An 18,451-nucleotide genomic window follows, 5' to 3' on the forward strand; every position below is an offset into this window, starting at 1 on the left:
GCACCCTTCCGGTATGCCGCCCGCCCACCGGCGGGCGGCATGCCGGAGCCTCGGGGTGGCACGGCACCACCGTCCGCCCCTCCCACCGCAACGGAAGGTTCCCTGCATGGGTGACATCCTGAGTACCTACGGGAGCGACATCCTCGGAGCGTTCCTCACGACCATCAAGCTCGCCCTGGTCGCCGGGGTCGGATCCCTGGTCCTGGGCACCCTCGTCGCCGTGATGCGGCTCTCCCCGGTGCGCGTCCTGCGGCTCCTGGGTTCGAGCTACGTCAACGTCATCCGCAACACGCCGCTCACCCTGCTCATGGTGCTCAGCGTCCTGGGACTGACCTACATCCTCGGGTTGTTCCTGGACCGGGGCGACGTCACCTCGAACGCCTTGCGGTGGTCCGCCGTGATGCTGTCGGTCTACCACGCAGCGTTCGTCTGCGAAGCGCTGCGGTCCGGCGTGAACACCGTGCCGGCCGGTCAGGCGGAGGCGGCGCGCTCGGTGGGGCTCACCTTCTCGCAGAGCATGCGCGAGGTCATCCTCCCGCAGGCCTTCCGTGGTGCGGTGGCCCCGCTCGGGTCCAACTTCATCGCCCTCATCAAGAACACCACCGTCACGGCGGTGATCGTCTCGGCGGAGGCCGGCGGCCTGATGCAGAAGATCATCGAGAACGAGACCGGGACCATCGGCGTCTTCCTCATCTTCGCCATCGGCTTCGTCATCCTCACCCTCCCCCTCGGGCTGTTCTTCACGAGCCTGTCGCGACGCCTGGCGGTGAAGCGATGAGTGCCAACGTGCTGTTCGACGCGCCGGGGCCGCGCGCGCGTCGGCGGCACGCGATCCTGTCGGTCGTCGGTGTGCTCGTCGTCATCGGCCTCGTCTACGTGTCCGTGCGCAAGATGCAGGACGCCAGCCAGCTCCACGCCGACATGTGGAAGCCGTTCGTCACCGACCGTTCGGTGTGGCGGGACTACCTCATCCCGGGGCTTGTGGGCACCTTCAAGGCCGCCCTCATCTCCATCGTCCTCGCCGGAGCCTTCGGCCTGCTCCTCGGCATCGGCCGGTTGTCCCAGATCGCCCCGGTCCGATGGGTCAGCAGCGTCGTCGTCGAGTTCTTCCGCGCCGTGCCGGTGCTGATCATGATGATCGCCAGCTACGGCCTCTACTCGCGCAGCGGCGTCTTCCCGCCCGAGACGGCGCCCCTGGCCGGTGTCGTGACGGGCCTGACCCTCTACAACGGGTCCGTCATCGCCGAGCTCGTGCGTTCGGGCGTCTACTCGCTGCCGAAGGGCCAGTCGGAGGCCGGCCTGTCCGTCGGGCTGACGCCGTCCCAGACCCTCCGCTCGATCCAGCTGCCGCAGGCCCTGACCGCCATGCTGCCGGCGCTGATCGGGCAGTTCGTCGTCATCCTCAAGGACTCCGCGCTCGGCTACACCATCACCTACCTCGAGCTGCTCAACTGGTCCAAGACCCTCGGGTCGGCGTTCGCCAACACGCTGCCGGCCTACCTCGTGGCAGCGGTGCTGTTCATCATCATCAACTACCTCCTGACGCTGCTGGCGTCGCGCGTCCAGCGCCGGCTCTCCCGCCGTGGACGCGCTGTCGTGGCGACCGCGGGTCCGGTCACGGGTGCGGTGCCCGAGGCCTCGACCCTGGGCGGCGAGGGCGTCATCAACACCGACGCCACCCAGCGCTGAGCCGCTTCATGACGAAGGCCCCGGACCAGGTGGTCCGGGGCCTTCGTGATGCGCTCCCCCGGTTGGACTCGAACCAACAACCTGCCGATTAACAGTCGGCTGCTCTGCCAATTGAGCTACAGGGGAAAGTGCTTCGGCGGTGACCCGCCGTTGGCGCTGCGCAACCATAGCAAAGGATGCACGCCGATCTGAAAACGGGAGGCCGTCGGCGATCCGGGCTCAGGAGAGGCCGACCTGCTCGCGCAGGTAGGCCAGCGCGGACTCGGCCGTGGCGGCCACCTCCGGATCGTCGGCACGGGCGCCTCGACCGAGGACGACCTGCTCCACGAGACCCCCGCCGCCAAGGTCCTGGCGGATCACGGCGCGCGCGGTGCGGCGCGGTCCGAGCTCGATCTTCTGCGTCAGGACCACGCTGGCCTGCACCCGTTCGCGCAGGGTCTCGGGCAGCAGGGTCGTGTCGCCCAGCACCCACTGGCTCGGCCTGGCGCCGTCGACCCAGGTGACGGTGAGCTGCGTGAGCTCGGCCGACCAGGACCCGGAGTCCACCTCGTGCCAGCCGCGGGCGAGGGTGCGCTCTCCGGCCGCGTCCACGGCATACAGGGCGTGGTTGGTGGCCACCAGGGTCGCTCCGGTGGGGTGTCCCTCGACACCTGGCCCGGCGCCGAGGAGCACGGGCGCCCAGGACAGGACGCGCTCACCGGAGCCGAGGTCGATGGCGTCGCGGACCTCCGACGGGAGCCGGGGCGCGCGCCGCAGCGAGATCGCCATCAGCTGGCCCGGTCGCGCAGCTGCGCCAGCTCGCGCTGCAGGTCCTGCAGCTCGCCACTGAGCGCTCGAGCGGTCGCGGGGTCGTTGTGCGGGTCGGCGGCCATCCGCCGCATCGCCGACATGGCGTCGCCGATCTTCCTCGTCAAGGCAACCTCCTGGACCCGCACGAGAAGCGAGTCGATGTAGCGGCGCTCGGGCAGCCCCGTCGCCTTGTCGAACCGGGTGGGCAGCGGGGCGACCGAGAGCTCGGACACCAGAGACCGGACCGACAGTGGCGCCGCCTCCGCCACCGCGTCGGCCCAGGCCTGGGTCGACGCGCCGCGCTGCGGGCCGCCAACGCCGCGCACCCCGTCGAAGATCGCGCGGTGGGCCGGGGCCGTGAACGCGTCGGGGACGATGGCGTCGATGTCGGAGGTGTCGAAGCTGTCGGGGTACTGCAGGAGCGTCTGGAGCAGCTGGCGCTCGGCGAAGACGACGGGATCGCGCAGGTCCGGTGCCGGGAGCGAGGACCGGACCTCCTCGATCGACGGCTCGGGGACGATGTCGGCGTCCGGACGTTGCTGGGTCCGGCCGCCCTGCCCGGCCGGGGCGTCGGCCTCGGCCTTCGCGTCACGGGCCGCCAACCGCTGCGCCCGGCCGACCTCGGCCTGCACCTGCTCCACCTCGACGCCGATCCACCCCGCGACGGTCCGGATGTACTCCGGGCGCATCGAGCTGTCACGGATGCTGTTGACGATCGGCGCCGCGGCCCGCATGCCCTGCACCCGCCCCTCGGCGGTCGACAGGTCGAACCGGGCGATGGTGGTGCGCACCGCGAACTCGAACATCGGCACGGCGTCGTCGATGAGGTGGCGCACCGCGTCGTCGCCCTTGGCGATCCGCAGCTCACAGGGGTCCATGCCGCCGTCTGCCACCGCCACGAACGACTGCGACGCCCAGCGCTGGTCCTCACCGAACGCGCGCATCGCGGCCTTCTGTCCGGCGGCGTCACCGTCGAAGGTGAAGACGACCTTGGCCGGCGCGAGGTCGGCCTCGTCGCGCATGATCCGGCGCAGCATCTTGATGTGGTCGACGCCGAACGACGTGCCACACGTCGCCACGGCACCCTCGATGCCGGCGAGGTGGCAGGCCATCACATCGGTGTAGCCCTCGACGATGACCGCCTTGCGCTCCCCCGCGATCGACTTCTTCGCGGCGTCGAGGCCGTAGAGGACCCGCCCCTTTGTGTAGATGGGTGTCTCGGAGGTGTTGAGGTACTTGGCGGCGATCCGGTCGTCCTCGTAGAGGCGGCGGGCACCGAAGCCGACGGTGTCGCCGGTGATGTCGCGGATGGGCCAGACCAGGCGGCCGCGGAACCGGTCGTAGAGCCCGCGACTGCCCCGACCGGAGAGCCCGCCGAGGGTCAGCTCCTCGTCGGTGAACCCTTTGGCGCGCAGGTGGCGCGACAGCTCCTCGCCGCCTCGCGGGGCGAACCCGACGCCGAACCGCTTCGCCGCCTCGCTGTCGAACCCGCGCTCGCGCAGAAAGTCACGACCGATCCGCGCCTCGGGCGAGTTGAGCAGGGCGTGGTGGTAGAACTCCTGCGCCACCCGGTGCGCCTCCACCAGCCGCGAGCGCCGCCCGAGCGACTCCCCGGTGCCGGGGCGGCCACCCTCCTCGTAGGTGAGCTCCATACCGAGCTTCTGCGCCAGCCGCTCGACGGCCTCGCTGAAGGTGAGGTGCTCGACCTTCTGGACGAACGAGATGACGTCGCCACCCTCGCCGCACCCGAAGCAGTGCCAGGCGCCCACGGTGGAGCGGATGTTGAACGACGGGGTCTTCTCGTCGTGGAACGGGCACAGCCCCTTCATCGAGCCCGGACCCGCCGGGCGCAGCGTGACGTGCTCGCGCACGACGTCCTCGATGGACGAGCGCTCCTTGACGAGCGCGACGTCCTCGGCCTTGATCCGACCCGGCAACTGGCCCTCCTGTTCGCCGCCGAGTCTAGGTGGTGGCTCCTCCCCCCGTGGGGGTCCCCCACAGGGGGACCTTGTCCCCGGGCCGGGTCACTGCTCCCGCAGCGAGACTGGCTGCATGCCAGCCGAACGAGGCCGCGTGGTGCGTCGCGCCCTCGAGGCATGCGCCGCCGTGGTCCTCGCCGTCGCCCTCATCGCCTTCGCCCTCCCCCAGACGGCCGGGGCCAGCTGGACCCAGATCGGCAACGTGCTGTCGGGGGTGCGCCCGTACGAGTTCGCCCTGCTGGCGCTCGTGTGGCTGGGCGGCCTCGCCCTCCAGACGATCGCGCTCGCGGCAGCGCTGCCGGGACTCAGCCACCTGCGGGCCTTCTTCCTCAACATCACGGGCAGCAGCGTGTCCAACCTCGTGCCCCTGGGGGGAGCGGCTGGCACGGCCGTCAACTGGTGGTCCTGTCGTCGGTGGGGTTTCTCGACGGCCGCCTTCGTCCGGTGGGCCATGGTCACGAACATCTGGGACGTGCTCACCCGCCTGCTGGTGCCGGGGTTCGCGCTGGCGTGGCTGGGCTACCTGGGGCTGGGTGACGACGAGGTGCTCCTCGGGGCCACCCTCGTCTCCGCCGGCACCGCGCTGGGTGCGGTCGGGCTCACGGTGGGGCTGCTCCGCACCGACACCGGGGCCCGTCGGATCGGCGCGGGTGTCGACCACCTCGCCGCCGCGCTCCGGCGGCCGCCGAGGGACAGGGAGCACCAGGCGGTGCAGGTCCGTCGTGACCTCGCCGGTCTCGTCGCCACCGCCTGGGTGCGCCTCACGGTGGGCAAGGTCCTGTATGCGTTGGCGCAGGCTGGCTTGCTGTGGCTGTGCCTCGAAGTGGTCGGGACCTCCCCCACCCCGGCCGTGGTCTTCGCCGCCTTCGCCGTCGAGCGCGTCCTGTCCCTGGCCGTCATCACGCCGGGTGCCACAGGGTTCGTCGAGATCGGCATGACGACCTATCTCGCGCGCATGGGGACCGACCCGGCCACGGCTGCGGCGGGCGTGCTGCTCTACCGGTTCTTCGTCATCGGGATGGAGGTGCCGGTCGGAGGGATGCTGCTGCTCCCGTGGTCGCTGCGGCAGCTGGTCAGCAAGAAGGCACGTGAGCGGGATCTCGCCACCGCGATTTCAGACGTGCCGGGGCGAGCAGTAAGGTAAGCCTTGCCTTCTCCCCCACCTCGCTAGGAGCTCCTGACCGTGATCCGCCGACGGACCGTCCTGGTCGCCCTCGCGGCGAGCGCCACCACGCTGGCGCTCACTGCCTGCGGCGGCGGCACCCTCGAGGCCGGCAAGAACCTCGACCCCGACAAGCTGACGATCTACAGCGCGCAGCACGAGAACCTCACCCAGGCGTGGGCCACGAAGTTCCAGGAGACCACCGGCATCAAGGTGCAGATCCGCTACGGCAGCGACTCCTCCATGGGCGCGCAGATCGTGCAGGAGGGAGCCAGGTCGCCGGCCGACGTCTTCCTCACCGAGAACTCGCCCGCGATGACGACGGTCCAGAACGCCAAGCTGCTCGCGCCGGTCGACGCGAGCACGATCGCCCAGGTGCGTGACGCATACGCCCCGTCCACCAAGCAGTGGGTCGGCATCGCGGCGCGCTCGACGGTGCTGGTCTACAACCCGTCCAAGATCACCTCGGCCGAGCTGCCGAAGTCGATCATGGACCTGCAGGACCCCAGGTGGGCGGGCAAGTGGGGCGCGGCCGCCGGCGGCGCCGACTTCCAGGCCATCGTCAGCGCGATCCTCGCGACCCAGGGTGAGGCCAAGACGGCCGCCTGGCTCAAGGGCCTCAAGGACGGCGGCAAGGTCTACCAGAACAACATCGCGGTGATGAAGGCCGTGAACGCCGGGCAGGTGCCCGTCGGGATCATGTACCACTACTACTGGTACCGCGACCAGGCGCTGACCAAGGCCGGGAGCGCCAACACCAAGCTGCTGTACTTCCGCCACCAGGACCCGGGCGCGTTCGTCAGCGTCTCCGGCGGTGCGGTGCTGAAGTCGAGCAAGCACGCCGCGAACGCCCAGAAGTTCCTCGCGTTCGTCACCAGCGCCGCGGGCCAGAAGATCCTCGCCACCAGCGACGCCAAGGAGTATGCGGTCGGCAAGGGTGTCGCGTCCGACCCCGCCCTCGAGCCCCTGGACAGCCTGGAGGCACCCAAGGTCGACCCCTACACGCTCGACGGTCCCAAGGTCATCGAGCTGATGACCGCAGCGGGCATCCTCTAGGTGTCGACGCAGGTCCCGACCCCGGTCACCCCCCGTAGAGCGCGCTCCTCACGGCGCGGGGGGTCTCCCTCCGCACCCAAGGCGGTCGTCGCGGCGAGCCTCGCCGTGGCGGCGCTGTGCGTGCTCCCGCTGGTCGTCGTCGCGTTCACGGCGTTCGGCACCGGCGTGGGCGCGGCATGGGACCTGCTGTGGCGCCCGCGGGTCGGGGAGCTGCTGCGCAACACCGCCTCGCTCGTGGTCCTCACGGTGTCCCTCACGACGGTCCTGGGGATCGCCGCGGCGTGGCTGGTCGAGCGGACCTCGTTGCCCGGGGCGAAGTACTGGCGGGTGCTGCTCGTCGCACCGCTCGCGGTCCCGGCGTTCGTCAACAGCTACGCCTGGACCACGGTGCGCCCGGCACTCGAGGGCCTGAACGGCGCGGTGCTGGTGACCACGCTGTCCTACTTCCCCTTCGTCTTCCTGCCCGTCGCCGCCGTCCTGCGCGGCCTCGACCAGAGCATGGAGGACTCCTCCCGGTCCCTCGGGCTCGGGCCGTGGCCGACCTTCTTCCGGGCCGTGCTCCCCCAGCTCCGACCGGCACTGCTCGGCGGGATGCTGCTCGTGTCGCTGCACCTGCTCTCGGAGTTCGGTGTGCTGGCGATGCTGCGCTTCCCCACCTTCACCACCGCGATCCTCGAGCAGTTCCAGGTGGCGTTCAGCAACAGCGCCGGGAGCGTGCTCGCACTCGTGCTCATCGCCCTGTGCCTGGGCCTGCTCACGGTCGAGCTGCTGCTGCGCGGGACGATGCGGCACTCACGGTTCGGCCGGGGTGCGGCCCGCCGTGCGCTGCCCGCCCGACTCGGTCGCTGGACCGCCCCGGCCCTGCTGGCGCTGACGCTGCTGACGGTGTTGTCGCTCGGGGTCCCGCTCGGCAGCCTCGTCTACTGGTTCGTCGCCGGCAACGCCACGCCCGACGTGCCCGAGCTGCTCCGGACCCTCGGCAGCACCCTCGGCCTCGGCCTCGGCGCCGGCGTGATCACCGTCGTGGCCGCCTTCCCCATCGCCTGGCTCATCGCCCGGCGCCGCAGCTGGCTCTCGGTCCTCCTCGAGCGTGCAACGTATGTCGCGTCGTCACTGCCCGGAGTGGTCATCGCCCTGGCGCTGGTCACCGTCTCGGTCCACTACGCCAACGCGATCTACCAGACCAGCATCGTCCTCATCGCGGCATACGCGATCTTGTTCATCCCCCGTGCGATGGTGAGCATCCGCGCTGCCATGGCGCAGGCCCCCGAGGAGCTCACCGACGCCGCCCGCGCGTTGGGGGACAGTCCTTTCCGCGCGTTCGTGCGGGTGCTGCTGCCGCTGACCCTGCCCGGCACCCTGGCCGGGTTCGCCATGGTGTTCATCGCCGTCTCGACCGAGCTGACCGCCACGCTGCTGCTCGCCCCGACCGGGACGCAGACACTGGCCACCGCCTTCTGGAGCGCGAGTGAGAGCATCGACTACGCGGGTGCGGCACCGTATGCCGCCGCCATGGTGCTCGTGTCCGCTCCCCTGACCTACCTGTTGCTGCGACGTCCCGACGAGGAGCCTGCCCTGTGACCACCCTGCGCGTCAGTGGTGTCGACGCCTCCTACGGACCGCGACCGGTGCTGCACGGGATCGACCTCGTCGTGCCCTCCGGGACGACGACCGCGATCCTCGGCCCCTCCGGGTGCGGCAAGACCACGCTGCTGCGCGTCGTGGCGGGGTTCCAGACCCCTGACGCCGGGACGGTGCAGCTCGGTGAGCAGACCGTCGTCGGACCCGACACCTGGGTCGCCCCCGAGCGCCGGGGCATCGGCTACGTCCCGCAGGAGGGCAACCTTTTTCCGCACCTCTCGGTCGGGCACAACGTCTCGTACGGGCTGCCGCGTGCGGCTCGCCGGTCCGGTCACCGCGTCGCCGAGCTGCTCGAGCTCGTGGGCCTGTCCCCCGACCTCGCCGGCCGACGTCCCGACCAGCTGAGCGGTGGCCAGCAGCAGCGCGTCGCCCTCGCGCGGGCGCTGGCCCGCCGACCGGCGGTGGTGCTCCTCGACGAGCCGTTCTCCTCCCTCGACGCCGGCCTGCGCGCCTCCACCCGCCAGGCCGTCGCCGACGCCCTCGCGCACGAGGGGGTCACCGTCGTCCTGGTGACGCACGACCAGTCCGAGGCGTTGTCGTTCGCCGACGAGGTCGCGATCATGCACGAGGGCCGGTTCGCCCAGGTCGGTGCACCGACCGAGGTCTACGCCACCCCCGCCGACCGCCATGCGGCCGCCTTCCTCGGCGACGCGGTGTTCCTGCGCGGCCGGGCCGAAGGTACTTCGGTCGCAACGTCGCTCGGCACCATCCCCGTCCACCAGCCCGCACCTCCTGGCACGGTCGACGTGCTGCTGCGGCCCGAGCAGATCCAGCTCGGCACCGTGGCCGAGGGCCGACCCTGCGCCGAGGTGCTGTCCACGACGTACTTCGGCCACGACGCACTCGTGGCCCTGCGGTTGCAGGCCGACCACACCGTCGTCACCGCGCGCATCCACGGCACGGACGTCCCGGCCACCGGCTCGATCGTGGGTCTCAGCGTGGTCGGCGAGGCCCGCGCCTTCAGCCCCGCCTGAGCCTCAGCACCAACGCTGGTGCAGGGCCAGCGCCCGGACGTCGGTGAGCGAGGCGACCTGGTCGACGATGACCCGCAGGGCAGCGGCGTCGTCCTCGGCGGCCTTCCAGTCGGCCAGCAGGTCCGGGTCGAGCCGCCCCGGCGGATCCGCCTGGTACGCCTCGACGAGCGAGCGCACCACCTGCCGCTGACCAGCCATCACCGTGACCCGTTCCTGGGCGTGCATAACGAAGTGGGCGGCCACGGCCTTGAGGACCGCGCACTCCGCCCGGGTGTCGTCCGGGACCACCAGGTCTGCTGAGTACCGGGTCAGTGGCCCGGTCCCGTGACGCTCGCGTGTGGCCACTTCCACAGCGAGGACGAACCGGCCGATCAGCCGAGAGGTCATGTCCTTCAAGGCAGCCCGGTCGCTGCGCGTCCCGTTGTATGCCGCCGGCACGGCTCCGCTGGCCAGCACGCGTTCCAGCGCGGCCCCGAGGGCATCGGTGCCGAGGTCTGCGGCGTAGAGGCCGGTGGCCACCGCCAACACGCTGTCGACGTCGGCCCCGTCCCGCAGGCGCCGCACGTCCAGGCGGCCAGAGGCGATCGCGTCCTCGACGTCGTGGACGGAGTAGGCGACGTCGTCGGACCAGTCCATGACATCGGCTTCGACGCAACGCTCACCGGACGGCCGGCCGTCGCGGAACCACTCGAACACGGGCAGGTCGTCCTGGTAGACCCCGAACTTGCCGGTCGGCCCCACGGCGACCGGTGCGGCGCCACGGGCCCACGGGTACTTGGTGGCGGCATCGAGGGTGGCCCGGGTCAGGTTGAGCCCGGCTGGGCGGCCGTCGGGGTGGATCCGCTTGGGCTCCAGGCGGGAGAGCAGCCGCAGGGTCTGGGCGTTGCCCTCGAAACCACCGATGTCGGCGGCCACCGCATCGAGCGCCTGCTCGCCGTTGTGGCCGAAAGGCGGGTGACCGAGGTCGTGGGCCAGGCAGGCGGTGTCGACCACGTCCGCGCTGCACCCGAGCGCGGCCCCGAACTCGCGGCCGATCTGGGCCACCTCGAGGGAGTGCGTCAACCGGTTGCGGACGAAGTCGTCGTCACCGGGTTGGACGACCTGGGTCTTGGCGGACAACCGTCGCAACGACGCGGAGTGCACCAGGCGGGCACGGTCCCGGGCGAAGTCGTCGCGGTCGGCACGCTTGAGGACCGGGTCCTCACGGACCCAGCGCTCACGGTCGACCTCGGTGTACCCCACGCGGGGAACTCTAGGCGTCGCCGTCCCCCGGGGCTCGTGGCCCTGCAGCATCGGCTGCCGCGGCAGCGCGCTCGACCCATCGGGGGACGTCACCGTACCGCTGCGAGGGGATGAGCCGGCCCCGGGCGCTGTCGTCCACCAGCTGCGCCATCCGCTTGTCCCGGGTCACCTCCTGCTTGGCGGTGAGCACCCAGTTGACCGCGATCTTGCGGTACGACGCGGTGGCGACCTCCCAGAAGGCGGCGGCGCGGGGATCACCCGCGAGCTGCGCGGCATACGCCTCCGGGAGCTCACGCTCACGCGTCTCGTAGGCATAGATGCCCGAGCGCTCGGGCCTGCGTCGCTCGTAGGCGGCCAGGCCCGGCGGCTGCATCCGCCCCTCGGCCAGGAGGCGCTCCACGGTGGCGATGTTGACGCTGCTCCAGGTGCTCTGGGCCTTGCGTGGGGTCCACCGCTGGCGCACGGCGTCCTCGTCGATGCGCTGCGCGACCGAGTCGATCCACCCCCAGCAGAGCGCCTCGACGACGGCCGCCTCCCAGGTCAGGCCCCGCTCGGGCACGTGCTTCTTGTAGAGGCCCATCCAGAGCTCGGTCTCACTGTCGTGGTGGGCAGCGAGCCACGCCCCGAACTCCTGCGGCCCGGAGAAGAACCTCGCCGGCCGCTCCGGGGTCCCGCCCGGCGTCCCGATCATGGGGAAAGCCTGCCACGCGGTTCTGACGGGGGCCCGTCCCCGGCGGCCGCCGGGCCCTCGCGGCGGCCCGTTCCCCACGGCGGCCGTCCCAAACGGTGGCCTTCGCCACAGCCTGCGTGCAGCTGTGCGAATTGCGAGCGCCCTGACCGCGACGCAGGCTGGAACCATGAGCCATCTGAGTGGAAAGACCATCGCCTTCCTCGTCGCCGCCGAGGGCATCGAGCGCGTCGAGCTGACCGACCCCTGGCAGGCCGTGACCGACGCCGGGGCCACCCCGGTCCTGCTGTCGCCCGAGTCCGGTGAGGTGCAGACCTTCGACCACCTCGACAAGGCGGAGACCCGTCCCGTCGACAAGACCGTGAAGTCCGCCTCGGTGGAGGACTACGACGCCCTCGTCCTGCCCGGCGGAGTGGGCAACCCCGACGCGCTGCGCACCGACGAGGACGCTGTCGGCTTCGTGCGCGCGTTCGTCGCCTCGGGCAAGCCCGTCGCCGCCATCTGCCACGCGCCGTGGACCCTGATCGAGGCCGACGTCGTCAAGGGTCGCACCGTCACCTCGTGGCCGAGCCTGCAGACCGACCTGCGCAACGCCGGGGCCACCTGGGTCGACAAGGAGGTCGTCGTCGACGGCAACCTCATCACCAGCCGCAACCCCGACGACCTGCCCGCGTTCAACAGCCAGCTGCTGGAGTCGATTGCGCACGGGGCGGCAGCCCAGGAGGCCTGAGCCTCCCAGCCCGTCCCCCAGCCCGCGTTCGAGGTGAACATGCCGACGATTCGTCGGTGTGTTCACCTCGACCCGTATGGAGTCAGCCTCCGGAGACGGAGAGCTCGGCCTCGGCGACGACCGCGCGGGCAGCGTCGTTGAGCTCGCGCGAGTCGAGCCATCCCTCGGGCAGCGCCACGTGCCGCGGCGACCCGGCTCGCCCACGCTGTCCCTCGGCGGCCTCGCCCGGCCATGGCGCGTCGGCCTCCATGGTCGCGATCAGCGTGTCCAGCGCCTCGAGCGAGTCGACCAGCGCGAGGGAGTGCCGCACGGTCGACCCGGCCGGGAACCCCTTGAGGTACCAGGCGATGTGCTTGCGGATGTCGCGGCAGGCCTTGTACTCGTCGCCGTAGAAGTCCACGAGGTACTCGGTGTGGCGACGCATGGTGGCGGTCACCTCACCGAGGGTGGGCTCGGCCCGCGCGGTCGTCCCGGCGAACGCTGCGGCCAGGTCGCTGAACAACCACGGACGGCCCAGGCAGCCGCGCCCCACGACGACCCCGTCGCAACCGGTCTCCGTCGTCATGCGGATGGCGTCCTCGGCCGACCAGATGTCGCCGTTGCCGAGGACGGGGATCGTCTTCACCGTCTCCTTGAGCCTGGCGATGGCGCTCCAGTCGGCCTGACCGGAGTAGGCCTGCGACGCCGTGCGGCCGTGGAGCGCGACGGCTGCCACTCCGGCGCGCTCCGCGGTGAGGCCCGCCTCGAGGAAGGTCAGGTGGTCGTCGTCGATGCCCTTGCGCATCTTCACGGTGACGGGCACGTCATACGGGCTCGCCTCCCGGACCGCGGTGGTGACGATGGCCGTGAACAGGTCCCGCTTCCACGGCAGGGCAGCGCCGCCGCCCTTGCGGGTGACCTTCGGGACGGGGCAGCCGAAGTTGAGGTCGATGTGGTCGGCACGGTCCTCGGTGACGAGCATCCGCACGGCCGCACCGACCGTGGCTGGGTCCACGCCGTAGAGCTGGATCGACCGCGGGGACTCGTCGGGGTCGTGCTCGATGAGCCGCATGCTCTCCGGGGTCCGCTCGACGAGCGCGCGCGAGGTGATCATCTCGCTGACGTACAGCGAGGTCGCCCCGCTGGCGCCACCCTGCTCGAGCCCGTCCCGGCCGTACTCGCGGCACAGACGGCGGAAGGCCCGGTTGGTGATGCCGGCCATCGGCGCGAGGACGACGGGCGACTCGATCGTGTGGCGGCCGATCTGCAGGGGCGGCAGCACCGGGGTCGCGGTGGGGCTGGGCTGGGGGGCGGTGGTGGCGGTCATGGCGCCCCTAGTGTCCCATCTGCTGCTTGACTGGCCGAATGAGTGCCCTCGTCAGCGCCGCCGAACTGCGAGCCGAGCTCGCGCAACCCTCCCCACCCGTGCTCGTGGACGTCCAGTGGATCCTCACCGGAGCCTTGGGGCCGGCCGGGCGTGAGCGGTATGCCGCGGCGCACCTTCCCGGCGCAACGCACGTCGACCTCGACACCGAGCTCGCCGGTGCACCAGGACCGGGAGGTCGTGGTGGACGCCACCCGCTGCCGCAGGCGACCGCGGTCGAGGCGGCGCTGCGCCGTGCGGGCGTCGAGGATGACAGCCGGGTCGTGGTCTACGACCAGGGGCCGGGGTTCGCCGCAGCTCGGGCGTGGTGGGTGCTGCGCTGGGCCGGGGTCGGCGACATCCGGGTCCTCGACGGCGGGTTGCTGACGTGGGCCGCCGCCGGCGGTGAGCTGACGGACGCCGTCCCGGAGACGCTCGCCGGCAGCTTCAGTGCGCGACCCGGATCCCTCCCGGTGCTCGATGCGGAGGGCGCCCTCGGCGTCGCCCGCGAGGGAACCCTGCTCGACGCCCGGGCCGCGGAGCGGTTCTCCGGTGCGACCGAGCCGATCGACCCGGTCGCCGGTCACATCCCCGGCGCGGTCAACCTCCCCACCACGGACAACACCGGCCCAGACGGCCTCTTCCGCTCGGTCGAGGAGCTGCGGTTCCGCTTCGCCTCGTTGGGGATCCGCGCCGACAGCCCGAAGGTCGGTGTCTACTGCGGCTCGGGCGTCACCGCAGCGCACGAGCTGCTCGCGCTCCACGAGGCGGGCATCGACGCCGTGCTCTACGTCGGGTCGTGGAGCGACTGGGTCAGCGAACCGACCCGCCCGGTCGCGACGAGCTGACCTGAACCGCGACCGAGGTGGCGCCCGGGGGTCGCCGGGATCGGGTCGGGGCACCTTCGCTAGCTTCCGCCACTGAATGGGTTGTCCTTGCTGAACCCTGGGTTGGCGTCGGCTCGGTACCGTTTCGCGCTGGGGTCGAAGCCGTCGTTGGGCCCGGGACTCTCGACAGGCTCCGGTGACACCCCGTCCCAGTACGCATACCCGTTGAGGCGGCCGAACGAGGCCTCGGTGTCGAGCGCTCCCTGGGCGAGGCGCCGGGCGAACTCTGGGTCGAGGCTGTCCAGCCACGCCCGCGCGTGCCTGTGGCTGCCGGCGGCGATCAGGTGCGCGATCTTCCTGGTCTCCCCCACGTCGGTGTGCCTGCCGGTCGCGAACGCCTCGGACAGCCCGCGCAGCAGCTGCTCCCGGTCGGTCTCGGACAGGCCGCTCACGACCTCCTCGTGGATCTGCTCCAGGGCATCCAGCGTGACGGTCGTGAGGAGGTACCGGTACTGGCGCACAACGACGTCCTCGTCGGCGATCTCGACGGCGTGGTGCTTGCCGCGACTCCACACCGCTCGTCCCGGTGCCATGCCCTCAGCCTAGGCAGCAGCCCCGGGGGCCACCAGAGACATATGGGGCGGGTGGCACCGGCCCGTCAGAGCCAGCCGAACTCGTCGGCGATGCGTACTGCGTCGGCGCGGTTGCGAGCCATGGTCTTCCCGATCGCGGAGGAGAGGTGGTTCCGCACGGTCCCCTCGGACAGGCTGACGTGCCGGGCGATGTCGGCCACCGAGCCGCCGTCGCGGGCGGCGATGAGCACCTCGGTCTCGCGGGCCGTCAGCGGTGAGTCGCCTCCCGAGAGGGAGTCGGCCGCGAGCGCCGGGTCGACCACGCGGAGCCCGGCGTGCACCCGTCGGACGGCTTCCGCCAGCTGGCGCGCGGGGGTGTCCTTGACGACGAACCCGCTCGCACCCGCCTGCAGCGCCCTGCGCAGGAAGCCCGGGCGCCCGAAGGTCGTGACGATCAGCACCCGCACTCCGGGAAGGGCCTCGTGCAGGGCTGCGGTGGCGGCGATCCCGTCGAGGCCGGGCATCTCCACGTCGATCAGGGCCACATCCGGCGAGGTCCGGCGAGCGGCCGCCACCACCTCGTCGCCCCTTCCGACCTCGGCCACGACCTCCATGTCGGCCTCGAGGCCGAGCAGGGTCGCGAGGGCTCCACGCACCAGGGCCTGGTCGTCGGCGAGCAACAGCGTGATCATGCGTCCACCCTCTCGCTCGTCCCCGCGCTGCCGGACACCGGGCGGGTCGCAGCCCGCACCGACAGCTCGAAACCCTGCGGATCCAGTGCCGTGGTACGCAGCCGGGCGCCTGCCGCCTCCGCCCGCTCCCTCAGGCCGATGAGACCGGTGCCGGCTGCGGGGTGGGTCGTGACGTCCCGGGAGCCGTTCGCCCGTGTCGCCCCGTTGTCCGTCACGGTGATCCCGTGGTCGTCCAGCGTGACCCGGCACGTGGTGGCCCCGCTGTGCCGGATGACGTTGGTGACACCCTCGCGCAGCGTCCAGGCGCAGAGCTCGCGCAGGTGGGTGGGCACCGCGTCGGCCGCGGTCGGCAGGTCGGCCTCGATCCCTGCCGCCGCCAAGGACGACCGGGCCCTGGCGAGCTCGGCCGGCAGCGACATCTCCCGGAACCCGGCGACGGCCTGGCGCACGTCGGCCAAGGCGTCCCGGGCGAGCCGTTCGAGGTCGGCCACCTCCGCCCGCGCGCGCTCGGGGTTGACCTCCAGCAGGCGGGCCGCCAGCTCGGCCTTGACCGTGATCACGGTGAGGCTGTGGCCCAGGATGTCGTGGACGTCGCGGGCCATCCGGTTGCGTTCCTCCTGGATGGCCAGGCGGGCGTTCTCCTGTCTCGCCTCCGACAGCGCCCGCTGGCGCTGCGAGGCGATCATGCCCCCGGTCACGGCCGCCATCGCCAGGACCATGGACATCGTGATGCTCGCGTCGTGCCTCCAGCTGTCGACGTGGAACGTGAGGAACTCGTAGAGCACGACGAGGGCGACTCCGAGGGCCAGCCCGATGCGCAGCCGGAACGTCCACAGCCCGGACACCGCGAGGAAGACCCAGGTGCTGGCTCCCTCCTGGCCGACGGCGACGGTGGACGCTGCCGCCAGGACCGCGAGCCCGATCCACCCGGCAACCCCGGTGCGGGTGAGGAACCACCGGTGGACCGCCGGGGTGGACTGCCCCCACACCGCCTCACGGAGGTGGGAGAAGTGCGCGACGTACACGATGACGAACAGGACGAGCACGACCAGGGCGGTGTCACCGCGCAGCTCCCGTCGGTGCTGCCAGGCCATCGAGAACGCGTCGGAGAGGAAGACCAGCCAGATCCCCGCGAACGCCAGCCCCATCAACCGGCCTGTCCATCCCTGGTCGGGCTCGCCGGAGAACACGCGCGGGCGCGGCTCCACGAAGCCCTCCCTGGTCCCGGATGCAGTCACGGGAGCCACCCTCTCAGAGTCCACCGCCGACGCGGCGGCCAACGCGGCTCTCAGACCCGCGAGGTGTCCCGGCCGAAGCGCCATACCGCCCCTCCCACGAACACCACGAGCCACACCGCGAGGTTGAGGACAGCGGCCCAACCGGGGGCGTCACCGGTGAGCGGGGCGTGCACGATCTGGTTGAGCCCGTACATCGGCGTCACCTTGGCCACCTGCTGGAAGACGCTCCCGAGCTGGTCGAGCGGCACGAACAGGCCGCCCAGGAAGGCGAACAGGGCCAGCACGGGACCTAGCACCTGCATGACGTTCTCGCTGGGCAGGAGGTAGCCCATGAAGACGCCGAACGCTGCGAAGACCAGGGAGCCGACCCACACGGCCAGCGCGGTCTCCACCCAGAGCGGACCATCCATGTGGGCACCGGCGAGGCCGCCGGCCAGGTAGGTGACGGTGACGGAGACCGCGCCGAGGAGCATCGCGACGACCACCTTCACGACGATGTATGCCGTGGACGTGAGCGGGGTGAGGCGCAGCTGCCTGCTCCATCCCTGGCTGCGCTCCACGGACACCATCGCCCCGGCGCTGGTCGTCGACAGCATCGCCCCGTAGAGGGCCATGCTGATCATGATGAAGGCGGCGACGTTCCCGTGGCCGGCGTTCTCGTCGGAGTACGACTTGCCGGTGCCGAAGAGGAGGAAGAAGGCGACCGGCATGACGACGGAGAAGACCAGCGTCCGCCGGTTGCGCAGCAGCCTGCGGACCTCGAGCCGCAGCAGGGTGCCGTTGAAGCCGCCCAGGGGCGGGACGCTGCGCTGGGTGCGGACGTCATCGGTGGTCGCGGTCATGGCTGGTCCTCCTCGGAGGTCAGGGTGATGAAGGCGTCCTCGAGGCCACGCGTCGTGATCTCCAGGTCGCGAGCCGTGGTGTCGGTGAGCAGGTGGCGCGCGACGGCGTCGCTGTCGGTCGAGGTAACGAGCAGGGTGTCGCCCCGGAGCTCGGCCGTCTCGACGCCCGGCAGATCCTTGATCCGTTGCAGCACAGCGAGATCCGCATCGATCAGAGTTGCCCGGATCGTGCGTCCGGAGACCAGGGCCTTGACCTCGGCCGCGGTGCCGTCGGCGACGACCCGGCCATGGCTGACCAGCACGATGCGGTCGGCGTAGGCGTCGGCCTCCTCGAGGTAGTGCGTCGCGAACACCACGGTGCGCCCTCGAGCGGCGTCCTCGTGGATCGCGTTCCAGAAGTCTCGACGGCCGGTGACATCCATGCCGGTGGTGGGCTCGTCGAGGACCAGCAGCTCAGGGTCGGGCAGCAGGGCCATGGCGAACCGGAGCCGCTGCTGCTGGCCGCCCGAGCACTTGCCCACGCGGCGGTCGCCGATGTCGCTGATTCCGGCCCTGGCCAGCACCTCGTCGACCGGACGGGTCCCGGCGAACAGGCTGGCGGTCAGCTGGAGCGTCTCCTTGACGGTGAGGTCGCGCAGCAGTCCCCCGGACTGCATGACCGCGCTGACCAGCCCCTGCCGGACGGCGGTGGTCGGGTCGAGGCCGTGCACCCGGACCTCACCGGAGTCGGGTCGGCCCAGGCCGAGGAGCAGGTCGATGGTGGTCGTCTTGCCCGCACCGTTGGGTCCGAGGACAGCGACGACCTCTCCCGGTGCCACGACGAGGTCGATGCCCCGGACGGCGCGCACGCTGCCGAAGCTCTTGGTGAGCCCGGTGAGCCGGATCGCCGGGACAGGGTTGACGGCCCGCTCGCTGGGCAGTCGTTCGGCCTGCGTCGATGACATGCCCCTACCGTGCCGGTGGGACGCGGCGCGCACCCGCGATGCTC

The 18,451-nt window shown here is 71.5% G+C and carries 18 protein-coding genes and 1 tRNA gene; 8 read left to right on the forward strand and 11 right to left on the reverse strand.

Features of this window, described 5'->3' with window-relative positions:
* Positions 1-106 precede the first annotated feature (106 nt).
* A complete protein-coding gene (locus ABEG17_RS00410) occupies positions 107-778 on the forward strand; it encodes an amino acid ABC transporter permease (protein ID WP_406831272.1) in 672 nt (223 codons plus the stop codon).
* A complete protein-coding gene (locus ABEG17_RS00415; protein ID WP_406831273.1) occupies positions 775-1,689 on the forward strand; it encodes an amino acid ABC transporter permease in 915 nt (304 codons plus the stop codon). Before ABEG17_RS00410 ends, ABEG17_RS00415 begins: the two co-directional genes overlap by 4 nt.
* A 53-nt stretch (positions 1,690-1,742) precedes the next feature.
* On the opposite strand, the gene ABEG17_RS00420 is transcribed toward ABEG17_RS00415, so the two are convergent.
* From ABEG17_RS00420 to dnaG, 3 genes are all read right to left on the reverse strand, one after another.
* A tRNA-Asn gene (locus ABEG17_RS00420) sits at positions 1,743-1,815 on the reverse strand.
* 93 nt (positions 1,816-1,908) lie between these two features.
* The gene (locus tag ABEG17_RS00425; protein ID WP_406831274.1) at positions 1,909-2,457 is read right to left on the reverse strand and encodes a hypothetical protein; all 549 of its coding nucleotides are present in this window, start codon (positions 2,455-2,457) and stop codon (positions 1,909-1,911) included.
* Positions 2,457-4,415: a DNA primase gene (dnaG, locus tag ABEG17_RS00430; RefSeq protein ID WP_406831275.1), complete on the reverse strand. Its 1,959-nt coding sequence runs from the start codon at positions 4,413-4,415 to the stop codon at positions 2,457-2,459. The genes ABEG17_RS00425 and dnaG overlap by 1 nt, the downstream gene beginning before the upstream one ends.
* Before the next feature lie 115 nt (positions 4,416-4,530).
* Between dnaG and ABEG17_RS00435 the strand changes: the two genes are divergently transcribed.
* Genes ABEG17_RS00435 through ABEG17_RS00450 form a run of 4 tightly spaced genes read left to right on the forward strand, consistent with a single transcriptional unit; the run spans position 4,531 to position 9,290 of the window.
* On the forward strand, positions 4,531-5,601 hold the full coding sequence (locus ABEG17_RS00435; protein WP_406831276.1) for a YbhN family protein: 1,071 nt from the start codon (positions 4,531-4,533) through the stop codon (positions 5,599-5,601).
* Positions 5,602-5,634: 33 nt separating this feature from the next.
* Entirely contained in the window at positions 5,635-6,675 is a 1,041-nt protein-coding gene (locus tag ABEG17_RS00440) for an iron ABC transporter substrate-binding protein (RefSeq protein ID WP_406833244.1), read from the forward strand.
* Positions 6,676-8,256: an ABC transporter permease gene (locus tag ABEG17_RS00445; RefSeq protein ID WP_406831277.1), complete on the forward strand. Its 1,581-nt coding sequence runs from the start codon at positions 6,676-6,678 to the stop codon at positions 8,254-8,256.
* Positions 8,253-9,290, forward strand: coding sequence for an ABC transporter ATP-binding protein (locus ABEG17_RS00450; protein ID WP_406831278.1), 1,038 nt, complete (start codon positions 8,253-8,255; stop codon positions 9,288-9,290). The genes ABEG17_RS00445 and ABEG17_RS00450 overlap by 4 nt, the downstream gene beginning before the upstream one ends.
* A gap of 3 nt (positions 9,291-9,293) precedes the next feature.
* Here ABEG17_RS00450 and ABEG17_RS00455 read toward each other — a convergent pair whose 3' ends face one another.
* Together ABEG17_RS00455 and ABEG17_RS00460 are read right to left on the reverse strand one after the other, a co-directional pair.
* Positions 9,294-10,532, reverse strand: a complete 1,239-nt coding sequence (locus ABEG17_RS00455) for a deoxyguanosinetriphosphate triphosphohydrolase (RefSeq protein WP_406831279.1) — start codon at positions 10,530-10,532, stop codon at positions 9,294-9,296.
* 10 nt (positions 10,533-10,542) lie between these two features.
* Entirely contained in the window at positions 10,543-11,223 is a 681-nt protein-coding gene (locus ABEG17_RS00460) for a YdeI/OmpD-associated family protein (RefSeq protein WP_406831280.1), read from the reverse strand.
* 166 nt (positions 11,224-11,389) lie between these two features.
* On the opposite strand from ABEG17_RS00460, the gene ABEG17_RS00465 reads away from it, so the two are divergent.
* Complete coding sequence (locus ABEG17_RS00465) at positions 11,390-11,950, forward strand: type 1 glutamine amidotransferase domain-containing protein (protein WP_406831281.1); 561 nt, start codon at positions 11,390-11,392, stop codon at positions 11,948-11,950.
* 82 nt (positions 11,951-12,032) lie between these two features.
* Here the strand turns inward: ABEG17_RS00465 and dusB are convergent, their stop codons facing one another.
* A complete protein-coding gene (dusB, locus tag ABEG17_RS00470) occupies positions 12,033-13,256 on the reverse strand; it encodes a tRNA dihydrouridine synthase DusB (protein ID WP_406831282.1) in 1,224 nt (407 codons plus the stop codon).
* A 38-nt stretch (positions 13,257-13,294) separates the two neighbouring features.
* Here dusB and ABEG17_RS00475 point away from each other — a divergent pair, with 38 nt between their 5' ends.
* Positions 13,295-14,140 (forward strand): sulfurtransferase, encoded by an 846-nt coding sequence (locus ABEG17_RS00475; protein ID WP_406831283.1) that lies wholly within the window; start codon positions 13,295-13,297, stop codon positions 14,138-14,140.
* Between the two features lie 59 nt (positions 14,141-14,199).
* On the opposite strand, the gene ABEG17_RS00480 is transcribed toward ABEG17_RS00475, so the two are convergent.
* From ABEG17_RS00480 to ABEG17_RS00500, 5 genes are all read right to left on the reverse strand, one after another.
* Positions 14,200-14,712 (reverse strand): hypothetical protein, encoded by a 513-nt coding sequence (locus tag ABEG17_RS00480; RefSeq protein WP_406831284.1) that lies wholly within the window; start codon positions 14,710-14,712, stop codon positions 14,200-14,202.
* Between the two features lie 65 nt (positions 14,713-14,777).
* Positions 14,778-15,383, reverse strand: a complete 606-nt coding sequence (locus ABEG17_RS00485) for a response regulator transcription factor (RefSeq protein WP_406831285.1) — start codon at positions 15,381-15,383, stop codon at positions 14,778-14,780.
* Entirely contained in the window at positions 15,380-16,621 is a 1,242-nt protein-coding gene (locus tag ABEG17_RS00490; RefSeq protein WP_406831286.1) for a sensor histidine kinase, read from the reverse strand. Before ABEG17_RS00490 ends, ABEG17_RS00485 begins: the two co-directional genes overlap by 4 nt.
* Positions 16,622-16,671: 50 nt before the next feature.
* Positions 16,672-17,463: an ABC transporter permease gene (locus ABEG17_RS00495; RefSeq protein ID WP_406831287.1), complete on the reverse strand. Its 792-nt coding sequence runs from the start codon at positions 17,461-17,463 to the stop codon at positions 16,672-16,674.
* The gene (locus ABEG17_RS00500) at positions 17,460-18,407 is read right to left on the reverse strand and encodes an ABC transporter ATP-binding protein (protein WP_406831288.1); all 948 of its coding nucleotides are present in this window, start codon (positions 18,405-18,407) and stop codon (positions 17,460-17,462) included. The genes ABEG17_RS00495 and ABEG17_RS00500 overlap by 4 nt, the downstream gene beginning before the upstream one ends.
* Between the last annotated feature and the right edge of the window lie 44 nt (positions 18,408-18,451).

Origin of the sequence: Pedococcus sp. KACC 23699 (assembly GCF_045348425.1) — a bacterium.
In the GTDB taxonomy this organism is placed as follows: Bacteria; Actinomycetota; Actinomycetes; order Actinomycetales; family Dermatophilaceae; genus Pedococcus.

What these genes read in the sequence shown, in the direction of transcription:
- ABEG17_RS00480 (WP_406831284.1), bottom strand. Translation starts at nt 14,712, where the DNA reads ATGGCACCGGGACGAGCGGTGTGGAGTCGCGGCAAGCACCACGCCGTC.
- ABEG17_RS00460 (WP_406831280.1), bottom strand. Translation starts at nt 11,223, where the DNA reads ATGATCGGGACGCCGGGCGGGACCCCGGAGCGGCCGGCGAGGTTCTTC.
- ABEG17_RS00485 (WP_406831285.1), bottom strand. Translation starts at nt 15,383, where the DNA reads ATGATCACGCTGTTGCTCGCCGACGACCAGGCCCTGGTGCGTGGAGCC.
- ABEG17_RS00425 (WP_406831274.1), bottom strand. Translation starts at nt 2,457, where the DNA reads ATGGCGATCTCGCTGCGGCGCGCGCCCCGGCTCCCGTCGGAGGTCCGC.
- dusB (WP_406831282.1), bottom strand. Translation starts at nt 13,256, where the DNA reads ATGACCGCCACCACCGCCCCCCAGCCCAGCCCCACCGCGACCCCGGTG.
- ABEG17_RS00500 (WP_406831288.1), bottom strand. Translation starts at nt 18,407, where the DNA reads ATGTCATCGACGCAGGCCGAACGACTGCCCAGCGAGCGGGCCGTCAAC.
- ABEG17_RS00415 (WP_406831273.1), top strand. Translation starts at nt 775, where the DNA reads ATGAGTGCCAACGTGCTGTTCGACGCGCCGGGGCCGCGCGCGCGTCGG.
- ABEG17_RS00435 (WP_406831276.1), top strand. Translation starts at nt 4,531, where the DNA reads ATGCCAGCCGAACGAGGCCGCGTGGTGCGTCGCGCCCTCGAGGCATGC.
- ABEG17_RS00465 (WP_406831281.1), top strand. Translation starts at nt 11,390, where the DNA reads ATGAGCCATCTGAGTGGAAAGACCATCGCCTTCCTCGTCGCCGCCGAG.
- ABEG17_RS00475 (WP_406831283.1), top strand. Translation starts at nt 13,295, where the DNA reads ATGAGTGCCCTCGTCAGCGCCGCCGAACTGCGAGCCGAGCTCGCGCAA.
- ABEG17_RS00410 (WP_406831272.1), top strand. Translation starts at nt 107, where the DNA reads ATGGGTGACATCCTGAGTACCTACGGGAGCGACATCCTCGGAGCGTTC.
- ABEG17_RS00495 (WP_406831287.1), bottom strand. Translation starts at nt 17,463, where the DNA reads ATGACCGCGACCACCGATGACGTCCGCACCCAGCGCAGCGTCCCGCCC.